Annotated in this window: 17 protein-coding genes; 13 read left to right on the forward strand and 4 right to left on the reverse strand. The window is 60.1% G+C overall.

Going from position 1 to position 13,879, the window contains the following annotated elements:
* Positions 1 to 8: 8 nt before the first annotated feature.
* Positions 9 to 581, forward strand: coding sequence for a hypothetical protein (locus KVG95_RS14145; RefSeq protein WP_038980739.1), 573 nt, complete (start codon positions 9 to 11; stop codon positions 579 to 581).
* The gene (locus KVG95_RS14150; RefSeq protein WP_217856865.1) at positions 568 to 951 is read left to right on the forward strand and encodes a hypothetical protein; all 384 of its coding nucleotides are present in this window, start codon (positions 568 to 570) and stop codon (positions 949 to 951) included. The genes KVG95_RS14145 and KVG95_RS14150 overlap by 14 nt, the downstream gene beginning before the upstream one ends.
* Before the next feature lie 42 nt (positions 952 to 993).
* Here the strand turns inward: KVG95_RS14150 and pyrE are convergent, their stop codons facing one another.
* A complete protein-coding gene (gene pyrE / locus KVG95_RS14155; RefSeq protein WP_007894680.1) occupies positions 994 to 1,638 on the reverse strand; it encodes an orotate phosphoribosyltransferase in 645 nt (214 codons plus the stop codon).
* 82 nt (positions 1,639 to 1,720) lie between these two features.
* Here pyrE and crc point away from each other — a divergent pair, with 82 nt between their 5' ends.
* The gene (crc, locus tag KVG95_RS14160; protein ID WP_007934608.1) at positions 1,721 to 2,500 is read left to right on the forward strand and encodes a catabolite repression control protein Crc; all 780 of its coding nucleotides are present in this window, start codon (positions 1,721 to 1,723) and stop codon (positions 2,498 to 2,500) included.
* 176 nt (positions 2,501 to 2,676) lie between these two features.
* On the opposite strand, the gene KVG95_RS14165 is transcribed toward crc, so the two are convergent.
* Complete coding sequence (locus KVG95_RS14165) at positions 2,677 to 3,045, reverse strand: DUF4870 domain-containing protein (protein WP_217856866.1); 369 nt, start codon at positions 3,043 to 3,045, stop codon at positions 2,677 to 2,679.
* A gap of 29 nt (positions 3,046 to 3,074) precedes the next feature.
* Positions 3,075 to 3,797: a ribonuclease PH gene (rph, locus tag KVG95_RS14170; protein ID WP_123720220.1), complete on the reverse strand. Its 723-nt coding sequence runs from the start codon at positions 3,795 to 3,797 to the stop codon at positions 3,075 to 3,077.
* A 269-nt stretch (positions 3,798 to 4,066) separates the two neighbouring features.
* Here rph and KVG95_RS14175 point away from each other — a divergent pair, with 269 nt between their 5' ends.
* The 6 genes from KVG95_RS14175 (at position 4,067) to KVG95_RS14200 (ending at position 9,358) form a co-directional block, all read left to right on the forward strand.
* Positions 4,067 to 4,930 carry a YicC/YloC family endoribonuclease gene (locus KVG95_RS14175; protein WP_217856867.1) on the forward strand — a complete coding sequence of 288 codons (864 nt, stop codon included), beginning with the start codon at positions 4,067 to 4,069 and terminating at the stop codon, positions 4,928 to 4,930.
* A 12-nt stretch (positions 4,931 to 4,942) separates the two neighbouring features.
* A complete protein-coding gene (gene gmk, locus KVG95_RS14180) occupies positions 4,943 to 5,563 on the forward strand; it encodes a guanylate kinase (RefSeq protein WP_052964483.1) in 621 nt (206 codons plus the stop codon).
* A gap of 167 nt (positions 5,564 to 5,730) precedes the next feature.
* Positions 5,731 to 5,994 (forward strand): DNA-directed RNA polymerase subunit omega, encoded by a 264-nt coding sequence (rpoZ, locus tag KVG95_RS14185; RefSeq protein WP_007894670.1) that lies wholly within the window; start codon positions 5,731 to 5,733, stop codon positions 5,992 to 5,994.
* A gap of 57 nt (positions 5,995 to 6,051) precedes the next feature.
* Positions 6,052 to 8,157: a bifunctional GTP diphosphokinase/guanosine-3',5'-bis pyrophosphate 3'-pyrophosphohydrolase gene (gene spoT / locus KVG95_RS14190; RefSeq protein ID WP_038980727.1), complete on the forward strand. Its 2,106-nt coding sequence runs from the start codon at positions 6,052 to 6,054 to the stop codon at positions 8,155 to 8,157.
* 24 nt (positions 8,158 to 8,181) lie between these two features.
* Entirely contained in the window at positions 8,182 to 8,562 is a 381-nt protein-coding gene (locus KVG95_RS14195) for a RidA family protein (RefSeq protein ID WP_003177257.1), read from the forward strand.
* Between the two features lie 55 nt (positions 8,563 to 8,617).
* Complete coding sequence (locus tag KVG95_RS14200) at positions 8,618 to 9,358, forward strand: hypothetical protein (protein ID WP_048396255.1); 741 nt, start codon at positions 8,618 to 8,620, stop codon at positions 9,356 to 9,358.
* Between the two features lie 137 nt (positions 9,359 to 9,495).
* On the opposite strand, the gene KVG95_RS14205 is transcribed toward KVG95_RS14200, so the two are convergent.
* The gene (locus KVG95_RS14205) at positions 9,496 to 10,353 is read right to left on the reverse strand and encodes an SDR family oxidoreductase (RefSeq protein WP_217856868.1); all 858 of its coding nucleotides are present in this window, start codon (positions 10,351 to 10,353) and stop codon (positions 9,496 to 9,498) included.
* Positions 10,354 to 10,543: 190 nt separating this feature from the next.
* Between KVG95_RS14205 and exbB the strand changes: the two genes are divergently transcribed.
* The 4 genes from exbB (at position 10,544) to KVG95_RS14225 (ending at position 13,871) form a co-directional block, all read left to right on the forward strand.
* On the forward strand, positions 10,544 to 11,497 hold the full coding sequence (gene exbB, locus KVG95_RS14210) for a tonB-system energizer ExbB (RefSeq protein ID WP_217856869.1): 954 nt from the start codon (positions 10,544 to 10,546) through the stop codon (positions 11,495 to 11,497).
* Positions 11,498 to 11,503: 6 nt separating this feature from the next.
* On the forward strand, positions 11,504 to 11,932 hold the full coding sequence (gene exbD, locus KVG95_RS14215) for a TonB system transport protein ExbD (protein WP_038980717.1): 429 nt from the start codon (positions 11,504 to 11,506) through the stop codon (positions 11,930 to 11,932).
* The gene (locus KVG95_RS14220; protein WP_008007617.1) at positions 11,929 to 12,675 is read left to right on the forward strand and encodes an energy transducer TonB family protein; all 747 of its coding nucleotides are present in this window, start codon (positions 11,929 to 11,931) and stop codon (positions 12,673 to 12,675) included. Before exbD ends, KVG95_RS14220 begins: the two co-directional genes overlap by 4 nt.
* A gap of 266 nt (positions 12,676 to 12,941) precedes the next feature.
* Positions 12,942 to 13,871: a hydrogen peroxide-inducible genes activator gene (locus KVG95_RS14225; RefSeq protein ID WP_008007618.1), complete on the forward strand. Its 930-nt coding sequence runs from the start codon at positions 12,942 to 12,944 to the stop codon at positions 13,869 to 13,871.
* Positions 13,872 to 13,879 lie beyond the last annotated feature (8 nt).

The following is a 13,879-nucleotide window of genomic DNA, read 5'->3' on the forward strand; positions in this document are numbered from 1 at the left end:
ACTGAGCCATGCAGATCTCGTTCACGATCGACGCCCAGGCCTTCGACCTGGAACAAAAGGAACCGGTCAAAAAGACGCTGAGGATTTCCGACCACGAAATCGCTCATGCCCTACAGCGAATAGCCAAGGCGAGCCTGACCGAATACCTGAAAATGCTGGTCGAAGGCGGCATGCCAAGCAGGGCCGATGAGGCGAAACAGGATCGTCTGCTGTATCTGATTCAGAGTTACTTCGGGCAAACGCTGCCGACCGAATCGCAGATATCAACGATCTTCCAACTGACCCAGAGCCAAAGCAAAACGCTCCTGAAGAACACGGTCTCGCGGTTTCGCAATCAACTCGACGACATCCTGCAGAACAGCATGCGGGCCGTGATCGAAACCGCAGACCATGCGCAGACGGTTTACCTGGTCGTCATCAGCTCCGACGTCATTCGTGATGAACTGAACATGCTGATCACCCAGAACGAGCCGACCTTCAAGCCCATCACCAAACGCAAAGGCAGCGCCGGGCTGTTCGAAATCAGCGAAGACTCTCACGACTTGCTGTGCAGGACGCTTGGTCTGAATGCCGTTCAGTGACATCGTCGCGGTCAGCGGTTTGCTGCTGACCCTGACCACTTTCATGTTCAATCTGGCGTGGCCCAGGCTACATGAAGCGTTGGAACTGGATGAAAAACAATCAGGTCCGCAGGCGAGAAAACGCAGCCGGGAACAGGTCATAAGTGTTTTCTTCAGCTGTGCATTACCGCTGACCTGCACTTTCGTGGCGCTGTTTTACGTCAATTTGCCGGCCGCCGTGCGGATCACGCGTAGCAGCACGCTGGATCTGTGGGATTTCGATGTGGGTCGTACGCTTTATGTACTTGTGGCCTGCGCGCTTCTGGCGTTTGCGGCGCTCAACGTTTGGCTGACTGTGCGGCTCATCGCCAAATGGTGCCACCTGCGCTAGGTACCACCCAAAGAAAAGGCCCTGTAAACAGGGCCTTTTCTATTAGACGCCGAATTGGGCGCGGTAGGCTTCAACTGCCGGCAGGTGTTGCTTGAGCTGCGGGTCATCCGCCAGGAATTCGAGAACCTGGTTCAGCGAAACAATGCTGATCACCGGGATGCCGAAGTCACGTTCCACTTCCTGGATGGCCGACAATTCGCCGTTGCCACGCTCCTGACGGTTCAGGGCGATCAACACGCCCGCGGCTTTGGCGCCGTCCTGGGAAGCGATGATCTGCATCACTTCACGGATGGCCGTGCCTGCGGTGATCACGTCGTCGATGATCAGCACGTCGCCGGTCAATGGCGCGCCAACCAGGCTGCCGCCTTCGCCGTGGGCCTTGGCTTCCTTGCGGTTGAAGCACCATGGCAGATCACGGCCATGATGTTCGGCCAGCGCCACGGCAGTAGTCGCCGCCAACGGGATGCCTTTGTAGGCCGGGCCGAACAGCACATCGAACGAAATACCGCTCTCGACGATGGCTGCCGCATAGAAACGACCCAGCTGCGCCAGGGCGGAACCCGAGTTGAACAGGCCGGCATTGAAGAAGTAAGGACTGGTGCGCCCGGACTTCAGGGTGAACTCACCGAAGCGCAAAACGCCACGATCAATGGCAAAACGAATGAAGTCGCGCTGATACGCTTGCATGAAAAAAACCCCAAATACCACGGATTTAGCTAATTAGGTAGACGCCGTGTATCATACCCGCACGCGATTTTTGGGGCCACTTATGCGGATCATCAGTGTGAACGTCAATGGTATTCAGGCTGCAGTCGAGCGTGGTTTGCTCAGTTGGCTGCAAGCACAGAATGCCGACGTCATCTGCCTGCAGGACACCCGCGCCTCCGCCTTTGAACTGGACGATCCAGCCTTCCAACTGGATGGCTACTTCCTTTATGCCTGCGAAGCCGAAGTTCCCGCCCAAGGTGGCGTGGCTTTGTATTCGCGGTTGCAACCGAAGGCAGTCATCAGCGGTCTCGGCTTCGAGACGGCCGACCGCTACGGGCGTTACCTGCAAGCCGATTTCGACAAGGTCAGCATCGCGACCTTGCTGCTCCCTTCGGGGCAGAACGGCGATGAAGATTTGAACCAAAAGTTCAAGCTAATGGACGACTTCGCCCGTTATCTGGATAAACAGCGACGCAAGCGTCGCGAGTACATTTATTGTGGCTCGCTGTACGTGGCGCAACAGAAGCTGGATATCAAGAACTGGCGCGACAGCCAGCAATCCCCGGGCTTCCTGGCACCTGAGCGTGCCTGGATGGACGAGATTGTCGGCAACATGGGTTATGTCGATGCCCTGCGCGAAGTCAGCCGTGAAGGCGACCAGTACAGCTGGTGGCCGGACAACGAACAGGCCGAGATGCTCAACCTGGGCTGGCGTTTCGACTACCAGTTGCTGACCCCGGGCCTGCGCCGCTTCGTACGCAGCGCACGCCTGCCACGTCAGCCACGGTTCTCGCAGCACGCACCGCTGATCGTGGACTACGACTGGACGCTGACTATCTAAGCGTCTTTTCGCAGATGCAAAAAAGCCGACATCACTGTCGGCTTTTTTGTGGGCAATGATTTGCTTTCTGTGGGAGCGGGCTTGCCCGCGATGAGGCCGTCACAGTCAACAGATGTGTTGCCTGCCAGATCGCTATCGCGGGCAAGCCCGCTCCCACAGGAAATCTTTGCTGGCTATTATTTCACCAGGCGCCAAGTAAACGGATACCGGTACGGGAACCCTTCATTGGCTTTCACGCCGGCAATGATCGTCAACACCAGTGCACCGATCGCGACCAGACCAAACAGGAAGAACCCGATGATCACCACCATCAGCAGGAAGCAGATGGCGGAAGCAATGGCGACGGTGATTTGAAAGTTCAGCGCTTCCTTGCCTTGCGCGTCGATGAACGGGTCTGACTCGCGCTTCATCTGCCAGAGAATCAGCGGCCCGATCAGCGTGCCGAACGGCAGCCAGATCCCCAGCAAGGCGGACAAGTGACAAAACATCGCCCACTGACGAACCTCGCGGCTCGGTGTGGGTAGCGGCAGTTGCTCGTCACTCATGGCGTCCTCCTTGCGTGGAGCAGGTCCGATCAGTCGGCCAGTGCAGCCTTCTGCAATTCGAAAATCTCGTTCATGCCTTTCTTCGCCAGCGCCAGCATCGCGTTCAGCTCTTCCGGCTGGAACGGCGCGCCTTCGGCAGTGCCCTGAACTTCGATGAAACCGCCAGTGCTGGTCATCACCACATTGAGGTCAGTCTCGGCAGCCGAATCTTCCAGGTAGTCGAGGTCAAGCACAGGCTCACCCTGGTACATACCCACCGAAACGGCAGCGATCATTTGCTTGAGCGGGTCGCCACCTTTCAGGCCGCCACGCTTCTTGATCACTTTCAAAGCGTCGATCAGTGCAACCATCGCACCGGTGATGGACGCGGTACGGGTGCCGCCGTCAGCCTGGATCACGTCGCAGTCGACGTACAGGGTGACGTCGCCCAGCTTGGTCATGTCCAGCGCAGCGCGCAGGGAACGGCCGATCAAACGCTGGATTTCCAGAGTACGGCCGCCTTGCTTGCCGCGGCTCGCTTCACGCTGGTTACGTTCGCCAGTGGCGCGCGGCAGCATGCCGTACTCGGCGGTCAACCAGCCCTGGCCCTGACCTTTGAGGAAACGCGGCACGCCGTTCTCGACGCTGACGGTGCAGATGACTTTGGTATCACCGAACTCGACCAGCACAGAACCCTCGGCGTGTTTGGTGTAGTTGCGGGTAATGCGGATCGAGCGGAGCTGATCGGCAGCGCGACCACTTGGACGTTTCATAGGGATTACCTGTACGGAGGACGGAAAACTGCCGAGCATTATAGAGCCGCGGGCCGCGAGTGGGCACTTCTAAAAAAATCGCCCGACGATTGAAGCCCCTGAATAGAGCTTAGCCGACGGCCTGCAGCTCTTTGTCACAGCGTGTGTTTGGGCGCATCCGCCCCACTGCGCTACAATCCTGCGCCTTTGCTGCCTGTCGGCTTTAATTCACAGATAGCGGGTCCGCGGAACCATGGGTTACGCGCCGACCTGCATTGCGAGGTACCTCCATGGTGCACAGCATGACCGCCTTCGCCCGCGTCGAAAAAGCCGGCATCCAGGGCACCCTGAGCTGGGAATTGCGCTCGGTCAACAGCCGCTACCTGGAACCCCACCTGCGTCTGCCGGAATCTTTCCGCGACCTCGAAGGCGCGGTCCGCGAAGCCCTGCGCCAGGAACTGTCCCGGGGCAAGCTCGAATGCACCCTGCGCTTTACCGAAGAAAGCACCGGCAAACCGCTGCAAGTGGACCGCGAGCGCGCCGCGCAACTGGTCGCTGCTGCCGAGACGGTCGCCAGCCTGATCAAGAACCCGGCCGCACTGAACCCGCTGGAAGTCCTGGCCTGGCCCGGCGTACTCGTGGCCGATGCCGCCGACCCGCAAGCGCTGAATGCCGAAGCCTTGGCGCTGTTCCATCAGGGCCTGAAAGAACTCAAGGCCGGTCGCGAGCGCGAAGGCACTGAGCTGGCGCGATTGATCAACGAGCGCCTGACCTCTATTGAAGGGGATGTGGTGATCCTGCGCGAGCTGGTCCCGCAGATGCTCGCCACCCAACGCCAGAAAGTTCTCGACCGCTTCACCGACATGAAGGCCGACCTCGACCCGCAGCGACTGGAACAGGAAATGGTCATGCTCGCGCAAAAGAGCGACGTCGCCGAAGAACTGGATCGCCTGAGCACTCACATCATCGAAGTTCGCCGGGTGCTCAAATCCGGCGGCGCTGCCGGTCGGCGCCTCGACTTCCTGATGCAGGAACTCAACCGCGAAGCCAACACACTGGGCTCCAAAGCCTTCGACCCGCGCAGCACCCAAGCGGCGGTCAACCTCAAAGTGTTGATCGAGCAGATGCGCGAACAAGTGCAGAATATTGAGTAAGGCAAACCCGACATGACCCACAGCACCGGCACCCTGTACATCATTTCCGCCCCTTCGGGCGCGGGCAAGAGCAGCCTGGTCAAGGCCCTGACTGACGCTGATCAGGAGATCCGTGTCTCGGTCTCCCACACCACCCGCGCCATGCGCCCCGGTGAAGTGAACGGCGTGAACTATCACTTCGTCGAACGCAGCGAGTTCGTGAAGATGATCGAGCACGGGGATTTCCTCGAGCGCGCCGAAGTGTTCGGCAATCTCTATGGCACCTCGCAAAGCCACCTGCAGCAGACCCTGGATGAAGGCCACGACCTGATTCTGGAAATCGACTGGCAGGGCGCCGAGCAGGTGCGCAAGTTGATGCCCCAGGCGCGCTCGATCTTCATCCTGCCGCCGTCTTTGCAGGCCTTGCACCAGCGCCTGACCAATCGTGGCCAGGACAGCGACGAGATCATTGAAGGCCGGATGCGCGAAGCCGTCAGCGAGATGAGCCACTACGTCGACTACGACTACCTGATTATCAACGACGATTTCGCCCATGCACTGGACGATCTGAAGGCGATTTTCCGCGCCAATCAGCTGCATCAGAAGCGTCAGCAGCAGCGTCATGGCAAATTATTGGCTGAATTGCTCGACTAAACAGCTCTTCCCAAAACCGCTGCAAGGGCTTTACATTGGCACTTATAGCGCGTCGAAGAGCCTGGTCAAAAAATCAGCGCTTCCCTAATCGCTGGTGATTTTTTAAACTGTTGAGTCCGCTCGCCCACCCGGGCAGCGCGCATATTGCATTCGCTCCGAGGAATACCATGGCCCGCGTAACCGTTGAAGACTGCCTGAACCACGTGGAAAACCGTTTTGAACTGGTCATGCTGTCCACCAAGCGTGCCCGTCAACTGGCCACCGGCGGCAAAGAGCCCCTGGTTCAGTGGGAAAACGACAAGCCTACTGTTGTAGCGCTGCGTGAAATCGCCGAAGGCCTGATGAGCTACGAGTTCATCGCCAACGCAGAAATCGTCGAAGACGAACCGCTGTTCGCAGCGTTCGAGGACGAGTCCAACGAGGCAGTATAAGTCCATGCCTGGTCGACGTAGCACGGCGCGGGGTCACAACGAACGGCAGGAATTATCATGCCGAGCATAGACGCCCTCGCCGATCGCTTATCGACCTACCTCGGCAAGGACCAGGTCAATCTGGTCCGCCGAGCGTACTTCTACGCCGAACAAGCCCACGATGGCCAACGCCGCCGCAGCGGTGAGGCGTACGTCACGCACCCACTCGCGGTTGCGAATATTCTTGCCGACATGCATATGGACCATCAGAGCCTGATGGCGGCCATGCTGCATGACGTGATCGAAGACACCGGTATTGCCAAGGAAGCGCTGCAAGCGCAGTTCGGCGAAACCGTGGCCGAACTGGTCGACGGGGTCAGCAAACTGACCCAGATGAACTTCGAGACCAAAGCCGAAGCCCAGGCCGAAAACTTCCAGAAAATGGCCATGGCCATGGCGCGCGATATTCGCGTGATCCTGGTCAAGCTGGCCGACCGCCTGCACAACATGCGCACCCTGGAAGTGCTGTCCGGCGAAAAACGCCGGCGGATTGCCAAGGAAACCCTGGAAATCTATGCACCCATCGCCAACCGCCTGGGCATGCACGCCATCCGCATAGAGTTCGAAGACCTCGGCTTCAAGGCCATGCACCCGATGCGTTCCGCTCGGATCAACCAGGCGGTCAAACGCGCCCGGGGCAACCGCAAGGAAATCGTCAACAAGATCGAAGAATCCCTCAGCCACTGCCTGGCCATCGACGGCATTCAGGGTGAGGTCAGCGGTCGTCAGAAACACCTCTACGGCATCTACAAGAAAATGCGCGGCAAGCGTCGGGCCTTCAACGAGATCATGGACGTCTACGCGTTCCGGATCATCGTCGACAAGGTCGATACCTGCTACCGCGTGCTAGGCGCTGTACATAATTTGTACAAACCGTTGCCGGGTCGCTTCAAGGATTACATCGCGATCCCCAAGGCCAACGGCTACCAGTCGTTGCACACCACGCTGTTCGGCATGCACGGTGTACCGATCGAGATCCAGATCCGCACCCGTGAAATGGAAGAGATGGCCAACAACGGCATCGCCGCCCATTGGCTGTACAAATCCAGCGGCGACGAGCAGCCCAAAGGCACTCACGCCCGCGCCCGCCAGTGGGTCAAAGGCGTGCTGGAAATGCAGCAACGAGCCGGCAACTCGCTGGAATTCATCGAAAGCGTGAAGATCGACCTGTTCCCGGACGAGGTCTACGTGTTCACGCCCAAAGGCCGGATCATGGAGCTGCCCAAAGGCTCCACGGCGGTCGACTTCGCTTACGCGGTGCACACCGACGTGGGCAACAGCTGCATTGCCTGTCGGATCAATCGACGTCTCGCACCGCTGTCCGAACCACTGCAAAGCGGCTCCACGGTCGAGATCGTCAGCGCCCCAGGCGCGCGGCCGAACCCGGCCTGGCTCAACTTCGTGGTCACCGGCAAGGCGCGGACTCATATCCGCCATGCGCTGAAACTGCAACGCCGTTCCGAGTCCATCAGCCTCGGCGAACGCCTGCTGAACAAGGTGCTCAACGGCTTCGACAGCTCCCTGGAAAAAGTCCCGGTCGAGCGCGTGCAGTTGATGCTTCACGAATATCGCCTCGAACTCATCGAAGACTTGCTCGAAGACATCGGCCTGGGCAATCGCATGGCTTACGTGGTTGCCCGCCGCCTGCTCGGCGAAGGCGAACAGCTGCCGAGCCCGGAAGGTCCGCTGGCGATTCGTGGCACCGAAGGCCTGGTGCTCAGTTACGCCAAGTGCTGCACGCCGATCCCGGGCGACCCGATTGTCGGCCATCTGTCCGCAGGCAAAGGGATGGTGGTGCACCTGGACAACTGCCGCAACATCAGCGAAATCCGCCACAACCCGGAAAAATGCATCCAGCTCTCGTGGGCCAAGGATGTCACCGGCGAATTCAATGTTGAGCTGCGCGTCGAACTGGAACACCAGCGCGGCCTGATCGCCTTGCTGGCCAGCAGCGTCAACGCGGCCGATGGCAATATCGAAAAAATCAGCATGGACGAACGCGACGGTCGTATCAGCGTGGTCCAACTGGTGGTCAGTGTGCACGACCGCGTGCACCTGGCCCGCGTGATCAAGAAACTGCGCGCCCTGACCGGGGTCATCCGCATCACCCGCATGCGCGCGTAGCCCACCCTTCACAAGGAGTCATACATGACCAAGACCGTTATCAACAGCGACAAGGCCCCGGCCGCCATCGGTACTTATTCCCAGGCGATCAAGGCTGGCAACACCGTTTACATGTCGGGTCAGATTCCTCTGGACCCAAAAACCATGGAACTGGTCGAAGGCTTCGAAGCCCAGACCGTCCAGGTGTTCGAGAACCTCAAAGCCGTGGCTGAAGCGGCCGGTGGTTCGTTTAAGGACATCGTCAAACTGAACATCTTCCTCACCGATCTGAGCCACTTCGCCAAGGTCAACGAGATCATGGGCAAGTACTTCGACCAGCCTTACCCAGCCCGCGCCGCCATCGGCGTAGCAGCCCTGCCAAAGGGTTCGCAGGTTGAAATGGATGCCATTCTGGTCATCGAGTAATGTGTCCGGCGCAACCCCAGAGGTTGCGCCGATTTCGTTCTGAAAGGATTCCACCATGCGCCAAGCGCTAGCTCTCTCGCTGGTCGCCCTTCTCTTGGGCGGTTGTGCCAGCGACCCTGCCGACCGTGATATCAGCGGCACCTGGATCAATCAGTCGGCGATCGATGCTGCATCCAAAGGCGGCCCCCTGCGCGAAGCGCTCCAGGCCTATGGCCCGAATCTGGAATGGGACGTCAACACCAGGGCCGGTCAGGCCCGTTACACCAATGGTTTTGAAAATGTCGAAGGCAAGCTGCTGGGCGAAGAGTCCGGCGCCTGGAAAGTCGACTTTTATGGCAGCTCCGCCAGCGAGCTGAAGCGTGATGGCAAGCAACTGAGCCAGGCCGCCAACGACAACGAGCCGGAGCAAGTCTTCGACCGTGCAGCGGTCCCGGTGCCGGAAGGCGCACCGATTGGCGCGAGTTTCGAGCGGGCACTGTATTCGGCCTATATGGGCGGCAGCTGGAAAATTCTCAGCGGCCCGGGCGAAGGCAACACCGTGCAATTCCAGGCCGATGGCCAGGTTGCCGGCCTGCCCGGTGCGGATCGTTATGCCCTGTGCCTGGCGGGCGATTGCGCGTCGATGAGCGGCGGCAACGATAACATCTGGCTGCAGGCAAACGGCCAGGGCAATACCTGGATCTTTGCGCGCAAGGGCAAGGAACTGGAGATTTTCCAGACCGTGAATACCGCACTGGCGGACGAGATGCCTTCGTTTACGCCGGGTGATCGCAAATGGTTGCTGGAAAAGCAGTAACCCGGCCCTAAGGCCAACGCAGAATCCATGTGGGAGCGGGCTTGCTCGCGAAAGCGGTGTAACAGTCAACGATGATGTTGAATGTTATGACCCCTTCGCGAGCAAGCCCGCTCCCACATTTGGTTTGTGACTGGAAATCAGCAGCGACCTTCGAGGATCGCAGCGTAGCCTTCGCGGAAACTCGGATACTTCGGCACCCAACCCAACGCCTTCGCCCGGGCATTGCTGCAGCGCTTGCTGCCGGCACGACGCACACTGGCATCCTCGGCCCATTCGGTCACGCCCAGATACTCACGCAACCAGCCCACCACCTCCGCCAATGACGCGGGCGCATCGTCGACGCCTATATAGACATCATCCAGCGTAATCCCACGCCGATCCGCCTCAAGCAGGAATGCCAGCAACCCCGCCGCGTCATCGACGTGAATGCGGTTGGCGTACAACGGTGGATCGATCGCCACGCGATAACCGCGACGGACCTGGGTCAGCAGAAACTCTCGGCCCGGACCGTAGATCCCGGTCAAGCGCACGATGCTCGCCGGGATGCCGCTATCACGCGCCACTTGCTCGGCCTCCAGCATCACACGCCCTGAATAGCCAGCCGCCACGGTCGGCGAGTTCTCGTCGATCCACTCGCCCTCTTGCTGGCCGTAAACGCTGCTGCTGGAAACGAATAGCAGCCGATTAGGCACTTGCCCGTAGTCCCCCAGCCATTCCAGCACGTGCTGCAAACCCTGAATATAAGCGGCGCGGTATCCGGCCTCATCGTGATCGGTAGCCGCCGCGCAATACACCAGGTAATCCACCGCTCCGATTGGCCAGGTCGGCGGGCAGTCTTTATTGAACAAGTCACCGGCAACGCCAATCACCCCTTGGGGCAGGCGTGAGACATCACGCCGCAAGCCGTGAACCTCCCACCCTGAATTCAGCAATTGCGTGGCCAGACGACTGCCGACATCACCGCAGCCGGCGATCAAAACAGAAGGCGCGGACATCAGAAAACTCCTATCGCAAAGCTACAGACTAGCGTCGGCAAAGCACACGCGGCTAGCAATGAAGGAAAAAAAGATACTCTATTACTTTTGTTAACAAGAATTACTTGCAATAATGCGGGTCACTTTTGTTCTCGGCCTCACGAGGCCTGGAAGAACATTTACCGTTTTTTTCCTTTCAGGTCCGGCCAGCATGACACGCAATCAATTCCCCGCTTCGCCAACCAAACGACCTCGCGCCTGGAGCGCGGTGGCCGCCCTGCTGCTCAGCCTGATGCTGGCGCCGACCGCCGCCTTCGCCGACGCACAAGCGCCGGCCACACAGCCTGCTGCCGCTCAAACACCCGCCGCGCCTGCTGTGACACCTGCCGCGACCGATCCGGTCCAGGCCGTAGACGCCGCTGACGTGCCGGAAGTCCTCGAAGCCGACAACACGCTGGGCATGGCCCATGACTTGTCGCCGTGGGGCATGTACCAGAACGCCGACATCATTGTGAAGATCGTGATGATCGGCCTGGCCATCGCCTCGATCATCACCTGGACCATCTGGATCGCCAAGGGCTTCGAGCTGATGGGCGCCAAGCGTCGTCTGCGCACTGAAATCGTCCACCTGAAAAAAGCCGCCACCCTTAAAGAAGCCAGCGCCACGGCGGCCAAGGAAGGCACTCTCGCCAACCTGCTGGTCCACGACGCGCTGGAAGAAATGCGCCTGTCGGCCAACAGCCGCGAAAAAGAAGGCATCAAGGAACGTGTAAGCTTCCGCCTCGAGCGCCTCGTCGCTGCATGCGGTCGCAACATGAGCAGTGGCACCGGCGTACTCGCCACCATCGGTTCCACTGCGCCGTTCGTCGGCCTGTTCGGCACCGTATGGGGCATCATGAACAGCTTCATCGGCATCGCCAAAACCCAGACCACCAACCTCGCCGTCGTAGCTCCCGGTATCGCCGAAGCCCTGCTGGCAACCGCGCTGGGGCTGGTTGCAGCGATTCCTGCAGTGGTCATCTATAACGTCTTCGCCCGCTCCATCGCCGGTTACAAGGCGCAAGTGTCCGATGCCTCGGCAGAAGTCCTGCTGCTGGTCAGCCGTGATCTCGACCACCTGCCGACCGAGCGCAGCTCGCAACCGCACATGGTGAAAGTGGGGTAATCGGCCATGGGCCTGCATTTGAAAGAAGGCGCAGACGACGATCTCGCCGAGAACCACGAAATCAACGTCACGCCGTTCATCGACGTGATGCTGGTGCTGTTGATCATCTTCATGGTGGCCGCCCCGCTGGCCACCGTGGACATCAAGGTCGACCTGCCCGCTTCCACCGCCAAACCGGCGCCGCGGCCAGAGAAACCGGTGTTCCTCAGCGTGAAAGCTGACCAGCGCCTGTTCCTCGGCGAAGACGAAGTGAAGGCCGAAACCCTCGGCGCCACACTCGACGCCAAGACGAAGGGCAAGAAAGACACGACGATCTTCTTCCAGGCCGATAAAGGCGTGGACTACGGTGACCTGATGAGCGTGATGGACGCCCTGCGCGCCGCCGGTTATCTGAAGGTCGGCCTGGTCGGACTTGAGACGGCAGCCAAGAAATGATCAACACGCGCCAAAAGCTGACGCGTTACAGCGGGAGCCTGGCCGTGGTGCTGGGCGTCCATGCGCTGGCCATTGCGCTGGCGCTGAACTGGACGTCGCGCCCGCCGATCGAGCTGCCGCCGCAAGCGATGATGGTCGAGCTGGCGCCGGTTCCGGCCCCGCCACCGCCCGCACCGCCAAAGGTGATCACGCCGCCACAGCCTCCGGCTCCGGTGGAAGAACTGCCGCTGCCGAAACTCGCTGAAGCGCCGAAGGCCGAGATTGCCGTGCCGAAACCGGTCAAACCCAAGCCGAAGCCTCAACCGCCCAAGCCTGTGGAGAAAAAGCCGGAACCGCCGAAGGAAAAGCCTTCCGAGGAAAAACCGAGCGACGCGCAACCGACCCAGGCACCGACGGAGAAATCCGCTCAGCCGGCACCCGGTCCATCGCCGGCGCAGCAAGCGGCCAAGGCCAGTTGGCAAGGCACCCTGCTCGCGCACCTGGCCAAGTACAAAAAGTACCCGGCCAGTGCACAGCAGCGGGGCAAGGAAGGCTTGAACCGTCTGCGCTTCGTGGTGGATGCGGAAGGTAACGTGTTGTCGTTCGAACTGGTGGGCCGCTCCGGCAACGCCGATCTGGACCGGGCCACCCTGGAAATGATCCGCCGCGCCCAACCGCTGCCCAAGCCACCGGCCGACATGCTGAATAACGGCTCCATCGAAATCGTTGCACCGTTTGTTTACTCGCTGGAACGCCGACGCTAAGACACCGCCGAACCAATGTGGGAGCGGGCTTGCTCGCGAAGAGGGAGTGTCAGTCGACATTAATGCTGCCTGACACACCGCCTTCGCGAGCAAGCCCGCTCCCACAGGTTCTTCGGCGGCTACAAAATCCATGAAAGGCACCGAAAGGTGCCTTTTTGCATGTCTGGAAACGCATTGCCCTGTGTCACTCAGCACACTCAGTCTGATAACGTGCGTCTATCGATTGCAGCCGGTATGCTTGGCTCGCAACTTCATGGACGCTTGCTATGACTCTCACAGAATTACGCTACATCGTTACCCTCGCCCAAGAGCAGCACTTCGGCCACGCGGCCGAGCGTTGCCACGTCAGCCAGCCGACCCTGTCGGTGGGCGTGAAAAAGCTTGAAGACGAACTCGGTGTGCTGATTTTCGAGCGCAGCAAGAGCGCCGTGCGCCTGACCCCGGTCGGCGAAGGCATTGTCGCCCAGGCACAGAAAGTCCTGGAGCAGGCCCAAGGCATCCGTGAACTGGCCCAAGCCGGCAAGAACCAGCTGACCGCCCCGCTGAAAGTCGGCGCGATCTACACCGTCGGCCCGTACCTGTTCCCGCACCTGATTCCACAACTGCACCGGGTCGCCCCGCAGATGCCGTTGTACATCGAAGAAAACTTCACCCACGTGCTGCGCGACAAACTACGCAACGGCGAACTCGACGCGATCATCATCGCCCTGCCGTTCAACGAAGCCGACGTGCTGACCTTGCAGCTCTACGACGAGCCGTTCTACGTCTTGATGCCGGCCCAGCACCCGTGGACCCAAAAAGAATCCATCGACGCCGCCCTGCTCAACGACAAGAGCCTGCTGCTGCTCGGCGAAGGCCACTGCTTCCGCGATCAAGTGCTGGAAGCCTGCCCGACCCTGGCCAAAGGCAACGACGGCGCCAAACACACCACGGTGGAATCCAGCTCGCTGGAAACCATTCGCCACATGGTCGCGTCCGGCCTGGGCATTTCGATCCTGCCGCTGTCGGCGGTCGACAGCCACCACTACGCTCCCGGCGTGATCGAAGTGCGCCCATTGAGCGCGCCCGTGCCGTTCCGCACCGTGGCCATCGCCTGGCGCGCGAGCTTCCCGCGGCCGAAGGCGATTGAAATTCTCGCCGACTCCATTCGCCTGTGCTCGGTGGCCAAGCCGCCAGCGCCGGTGGTGGCCGGTTAAGTCGCTGC

The sequence above is a fragment of the Pseudomonas farris genome, assembly GCF_019145235.1.
Classification (GTDB): Bacteria; Pseudomonadota; Gammaproteobacteria; order Pseudomonadales; family Pseudomonadaceae; genus Aquipseudomonas; species Aquipseudomonas farris.

What these genes read in the sequence shown, in the direction of transcription:
- KVG95_RS14145 (WP_038980739.1), top strand. Translation starts at nt 9, where the DNA reads ATGCAGATCTCGTTCACGATCGACGCCCAGGCCTTCGACCTGGAACAA.
- KVG95_RS14150 (WP_217856865.1), top strand. Translation starts at nt 568, where the DNA reads ATGCCGTTCAGTGACATCGTCGCGGTCAGCGGTTTGCTGCTGACCCTG.
- pyrE (WP_007894680.1), bottom strand. Translation starts at nt 1,638, where the DNA reads ATGCAAGCGTATCAGCGCGACTTCATTCGTTTTGCCATTGATCGTGGC.
- crc (WP_007934608.1), top strand. Translation starts at nt 1,721, where the DNA reads ATGCGGATCATCAGTGTGAACGTCAATGGTATTCAGGCTGCAGTCGAG.
- KVG95_RS14165 (WP_217856866.1), bottom strand. Translation starts at nt 3,045, where the DNA reads ATGAGTGACGAGCAACTGCCGCTACCCACACCGAGCCGCGAGGTTCGT.
- rph (WP_123720220.1), bottom strand. Translation starts at nt 3,797, where the DNA reads ATGAAACGTCCAAGTGGTCGCGCTGCCGATCAGCTCCGCTCGATCCGC.
- KVG95_RS14175 (WP_217856867.1), top strand. Translation starts at nt 4,067, where the DNA reads ATGGTGCACAGCATGACCGCCTTCGCCCGCGTCGAAAAAGCCGGCATC.
- gmk (WP_052964483.1), top strand. Translation starts at nt 4,943, where the DNA reads ATGACCCACAGCACCGGCACCCTGTACATCATTTCCGCCCCTTCGGGC.
- rpoZ (WP_007894670.1), top strand. Translation starts at nt 5,731, where the DNA reads ATGGCCCGCGTAACCGTTGAAGACTGCCTGAACCACGTGGAAAACCGT.
- spoT (WP_038980727.1), top strand. Translation starts at nt 6,052, where the DNA reads ATGCCGAGCATAGACGCCCTCGCCGATCGCTTATCGACCTACCTCGGC.
- KVG95_RS14195 (WP_003177257.1), top strand. Translation starts at nt 8,182, where the DNA reads ATGACCAAGACCGTTATCAACAGCGACAAGGCCCCGGCCGCCATCGGT.
- KVG95_RS14200 (WP_048396255.1), top strand. Translation starts at nt 8,618, where the DNA reads ATGCGCCAAGCGCTAGCTCTCTCGCTGGTCGCCCTTCTCTTGGGCGGT.
- KVG95_RS14205 (WP_217856868.1), bottom strand. Translation starts at nt 10,353, where the DNA reads ATGTCCGCGCCTTCTGTTTTGATCGCCGGCTGCGGTGATGTCGGCAGT.
- exbB (WP_217856869.1), top strand. Translation starts at nt 10,544, where the DNA reads ATGACACGCAATCAATTCCCCGCTTCGCCAACCAAACGACCTCGCGCC.
- exbD (WP_038980717.1), top strand. Translation starts at nt 11,504, where the DNA reads ATGGGCCTGCATTTGAAAGAAGGCGCAGACGACGATCTCGCCGAGAAC.
- KVG95_RS14220 (WP_008007617.1), top strand. Translation starts at nt 11,929, where the DNA reads ATGATCAACACGCGCCAAAAGCTGACGCGTTACAGCGGGAGCCTGGCC.
- KVG95_RS14225 (WP_008007618.1), top strand. Translation starts at nt 12,942, where the DNA reads ATGACTCTCACAGAATTACGCTACATCGTTACCCTCGCCCAAGAGCAG.